Consider the following 1837-nt stretch of genomic DNA (forward strand, 5'->3'; position numbering starts at 1 on the left):
GGTGGATACCTTGGCACACAGAGGCGATGAAGGACGTGGTTACCTGCGATAAGTCTCGGGGAGCTGGAAGCACGCTTTGATCCGGGAATTTCCGAATGGGGCAACCCTTAGAACGGCCAGCTGAATATATAGGCTGGCACGAGCCAACCCAGCGAACTGAAACATCTTAGTAGCTGGAGGAAAGGAAAGTAAATAACGACTCCCTAAGTAGCGGCGAGCGAACGGGGAATAGCCCAAACCGATAGTTTCGACTATCGGGGTTGTGGGACAGAAACGTGGACTAACAAACCTAGAAGAAGCGTTTGAATGGCGCGCCACAGAGGGTGAAAGCCCCGTAATCGAAAGGAGAGTTAGCCTAGCTGTATCCCGAGTAGCACGGAGCACGTGGAATTCCGTGTGAATCTACGAGGACCACCTCGTAAGGCTAAGTACTCCTGTGTGACCGATAGTGAAACAGTACCGTGAGGGAAAGGTGAAAAGAACCCCGGGAGGGGAGTGAAATAGAACATGAAACCGTGAGCTTACAAGCAATGGGAGCCCGACTAATCGGGTGACCGTGTGCCTGTTGAAGAATGAGCCGGCGACTTATAGGCACTGGCGGGTTAAACCGGAAATGGTGGAGCCATAGCGAAAGCGAGTCTTAATAGGGCGTTTGTCAGTGTTTATAGACCCGAACCCTGGTGATCTAACCATGGCCAGGATGAAGCTTGGGTGATACCAAGTGGAGGTCCCAACCGACTGACGTTGAAAAGTCACCGGATGAGCTGTGGTTAGGGGTGAAATGCCAATCGAACCAGGAGCTAGCTGGTTCTCCCCGAAATACGTTGAGGCGTAGCGTCTAGTGCTCCAGCAGGGGGGTAAAGCGACCATTTCGGTGCGGGCTGCGAGAGCGGTACCAAATCGTGATGAACTCTGAATACCCTGTGTGTAACTAGGCAGTCAGACTGTGGGGGATAAGCTCCATAGTCGAAAGGGAAACAGCCCAGACCGCCAGCTAAGGTCCCAAAATCAACACTAAGTGATAAAGGAGGTGGGATTGCCCAGACAACCAGGAGGTTTGCTTAGAAGCAGCCATCCTCAAAGGAGTGCGTAATAGCCCACTGGTCGAGCGATCCTGCGCCGAAAATGAACGGGGCTAAGTGTTGTACCGAAGCTGCGGATTTATTTATAAATGGTAGGGGAGCGTTCTATGTGGGGTGAAGCGTTAGCGTAAGCGGGCGTGGACTGCATAGAAGTGAGAATGTCGGCTTGAGTAGCGAAAACATGGGTGAGAATCCCATGCCCCGAAACCCTAAGGGTTCCTCCGGCAGGCTCGTCCGCGGAGGGTTAGTCTGGTCCTAAGGTCAGGCCGAAAGGCGTAGTCGATGGATAACAGGTCAACATTCCTGTACCAGTTATGTTTTGGGAAGGGGGACGGAGAAGGCTAGCCAATCCAGATGTTGGTTACTGGTTCAAGCGTTCGAGGCTTTGAGGAACGGAGAAAACGTTCTGAGCTAAGGCGTGAGTACGAGCTGCTACGGCAGCGAAGTTGGTGATGTCATGCTTCCAAGAAAAGCCCTATACCCGTTAAGGCATAACTGCCAGTACCCGAAACCGACACAGGTGGGGTGGTAGAGAATACCGAGGGGCGCGAGATAACTCTCTCTAAGGAACTCGGCAAAATGGCCCCGTAACTTCGGGAGAAGGGGTGCCAGCGAAAGCTGGTCGCAGTGAAGAGGCCCAGGCGACTGTTTACCAAAAACACAGGTCTCCGCTAAGTCGCAAGACGATGTATGGGGGCTGACACCTGCCCAGTGCCGGAAGGTTAAGGAAGCCGGTTAGCGTAAGCGAAGCTAGT

Annotated in this window: 1 rRNA gene; it reads left to right on the forward strand. The window is 53.1% G+C overall.

From position 1 onward, the window contains the following. Positions 1–1837, forward strand: a 23S ribosomal RNA gene (locus V3391_RS17460); the annotation flags it as partial.

Source organism: Luteimonas flava, from assembly GCF_036584485.1.
Lineage (GTDB): Bacteria > Pseudomonadota > Gammaproteobacteria > Xanthomonadales > Xanthomonadaceae > Luteimonas > Luteimonas flava.